A 3,116-nucleotide genomic window follows, 5' to 3' on the forward strand; every position below is an offset into this window, starting at 1 on the left:
ATCGTCACTATACGCCGTGTGGCCCCGTGGAACCAGACTATGGCCGAAGTGGAGCGGAAAGTGCTCCAGATGACGGCAGCCCAGTGCCGTTCGACACGGGCCATGGCAGATGTACTGCATATTGATCAGTCTACTATATCCCGGAAGATGCAGAAGTACGGTCTGTCCCTGGGAAAGAAAAAATAAATATATCCGGCTGTTGATGCAGGACTGCATATTTTCTGATGTAATCCTGCATCAGAAATCGGTCTTTTTATAGGGGATGATCTCACGGTTCAGCCGGCATTTCTGATATAGCGTTTTTTTGATGATGCAAAATGACATCACAAAGAAACGCTTCTTTTTTTTCGATGCCTGAATCATGGGCTCCGGCCCCATTCCGTTTGCTCACGAATAATTGGCGCGATTATTTCATATATACTTGTAGAGACGGGAGAAAAGGGGCAAGGAAAAAATATCCCATCTCAAATCATGTAAATGGAGGGAAAAGGAGGCGGACATGATGAATCAATGGCAGCGCATGTACGAAGAAAAGAAGATGACGGCTGAATCCCTGGCCAGGCAGTTCAAAAACGGGGATGTCTGTGTCAGCACAGGGCAGGTGGCGGAACCGACGGGAATTCTGCAGGTACTGGCCTCGTATGCTCCTGAGCTGGACCTGGAACATATCCGCCATTGTGTACTCCTTCCCCTCCGGCAGCAGGAGTACATGAAAGCCGGTATGGAGAAATATATTTATCACATTTCCCACTTTGTCAGTGCTTATGACAGGAACATGATATGGGAAGGCCGCGGCGATTATATGCCGGCCCATTACAGTCAGGTACCACAGGTGTGGACCAGTGTCCTGCCTGAGCCGGATGTGTTTTACGCTGCCGTATCCCCTATGGATGAGCACGGGTATTTTAGTTTCGGTACGGCGGCCGATTTGAGTGAAGTCCGTCATCATGCAGAAAAAATACTGGTAGAAGTAAATCCGACTATGCCCCGGTCGTTTGGTTCCTTTATCCATATTTCAGAAGTAGACGGTATATGGGAAAATGATGTCCCCATTACAGTAGTCGATCCGCCGCCGGTTACCAATACGGACCTTGCCATCGGGCAGATGATTGCTGACGAGATACCCAATGGAGCCACGCTGCAGCTGGGAATTGGCGGCATTCCCAATGCGGTGGCACAGAGCCTGCTCGATAAGCGGAATCTGGGCGTACATAGTGAAATGTTTTGCGACAGCATGGTTGATCTGACACTGGCCGGAGTCATTACTAACGGCTGCAAACGGATTCATCGCGGAACCTCTGTTGCGACCTTTACCTTTGCTTCCCGCCGGACCTATGATTTTATTGACAATAATCCCGGTGTCGCCTTCCTGCCCGTATCGTATGTCAATGATCCCCGCGTCATTGCTATGAATGATCAGGTCATTTCCATCAATTCGTGCATCGAAATCGACTTGTTCGGCCAGGTATGCTCGGAAACGATGGGAACAAAGAACTATAGCGGTGTAGGCGGGCAGATTGATTTCATCCGTGGGGCCGCTGCTTCCAAAGGAGGAAAATCGTTCCTCGCTTTTACGGCAACGGCAAAAAAAGGGAAAGTGTCCAAGATTAAACCGGTCCTCACAGAAGGAGCCTGTGTCAGTACGACGAGAAACGATGTCGATTATGTAGTTACTGAGTTCGGCATGGCACGGCTGAAAGGGCTGACCTGTTCCCAGCGTGCCAAAGCGCTGATTCGCATTGCAGCTCCTGCTTTCCGGGAAGAATTAACGGAGGCAGCCAGAAAGATGCATATTATTGTGTGATGCTGTGACTGTACGGGAGGAGGAATCACTATGTTGATGACAAAAGAGCAATTTCAAGCCAGTATCCGTGCCCGCAAACCGATGAATGTTTATTTTCTGGGCAAAAAAATCGAAGACTTGACGACGTTCCCGCCACTGGCGGCCAGCTTTAATGCCATTTCTACTATTTATGACCTGCAGAGCCGTCCGGAATGGAAAGACCTGATTACGGTGCCATCCCATCTCAGCGGACAGCCGGTCAGTATTTACAATGCGCCCCTGCGTTCGGCAGAAGACGCAAACCGCAAGACCCGGGCTGCCCGTGCTCTTGCGGAAGTCGTCGGCTGTTGTACTCACCGCTGTACCGGTTCAGAAGCCTTTGCCGGTCTGGGTCCGGCCTGCTATGATATGGATCAGGATCTGGGAACTCATTACTTCGACCGGTTCATGAAATTCCTCGATTATGTGCAACGCAATGACCTGACCTGTACGGTAACAGTGACGGACGTCAAAGGCCTGCGCACGCTGGCCCCTCACGAACAGCCTGATCCAGATGCATACGTACACATTAATGAAGTACGCGATGACGGTATCGTCATCAGCGGCTATAAATGCAACCAGACAGGCATCTTGTTCGCTCACGAAATCGTCATCGTCCCGACGACTAATATGCGCCCTGAAGATAAAGATTTTGCTCTGGCCTGTGCCGTTCCGGCCGATACGCCGGGCCTGACCTTTGTATTGGGCCGCACGCCCCAGGATAAGCGTTTCTTTGAAGTCGGCGGTGATATCGAAGGAATTGATCTGGGCAAAAAATATGCCGACCATCAGGCTCTGGTATACTTTGACCATGTATTCGTGCCCAATGACCGGGTCTTTATGTGCGGCGAGACAAAATATGTCGGCCGCCTGTTGAGTTATTTCACCGCTGTCCATCGCCTGACTGCCGGTGGCTGCAAGGCCGGCGGCTGTTCGGCCCTGTGTGGTGCGGCCAGCCTCATTGCCGATATGATTGGTGTCCAGAAAGCCGGGCATATCCGCACAAAGCTGACCCAGATGGCCATGACGGCCGAAACGGTGTACGGATTGTCCCTGGCATCGGGCGTCGAAGGATTCCAGCACCCCAGCGGATTCTGGATCCCCAATCCGCTTATGTCCCATACCTGTAAGTATACCTGTACCCAGATGCCTTTTGAAGCTGTGCGGCTGGCCCGGGATATTCTGGCGGGATTTGGAGAAACGGCGCCATCTGAACTGGATATGCGCAGTAAAGAAGTAGGAGAACTCTGTCAGAGAGCGTTTAATCCGGGCAATCCGGCCTATACGGCAATGG

Annotated in this window: 3 protein-coding genes; all 3 read left to right on the top strand. The window is 51.4% G+C overall.

The features are described from left to right. Positions 1-186 (top strand): helix-turn-helix domain-containing protein (locus tag DBO31_RS06700; RefSeq protein WP_200817477.1); only part of this gene is annotated, 186 nt, incomplete at its 5' end. 313 nt (positions 187-499) lie between these two features. Beyond that, complete coding sequence (locus tag DBO31_RS06705) at positions 500-1,804, top strand: acetyl-CoA hydrolase/transferase family protein (RefSeq protein ID WP_200817478.1); 1,305 nt, start codon at positions 500-502, stop codon at positions 1,802-1,804. 30 nt (positions 1,805-1,834) lie between these two features. Continuing rightward, positions 1,835-3,116, top strand: a 1,282-nt coding sequence (locus DBO31_RS06710; protein ID WP_150824757.1) for a 4-hydroxyphenylacetate 3-hydroxylase N-terminal domain-containing protein, incomplete at its 3' end; no start/stop codon positions are given.

This window comes from Megasphaera sp. DJF_B143 (assembly GCF_900320625.1).
In the GTDB taxonomy this organism is placed as follows: Bacteria; Bacillota; Negativicutes; order Veillonellales; family Megasphaeraceae; genus Megasphaera; species Megasphaera hexanoica.

Excerpts from the sequence above, each read along its gene's own strand:
- DBO31_RS06705 (WP_200817478.1), top strand. The coding sequence starts at position 500 with ATGATGAATCAATGGCAGCGCATGTACGAAGAAAAGAAGATGACGGCT.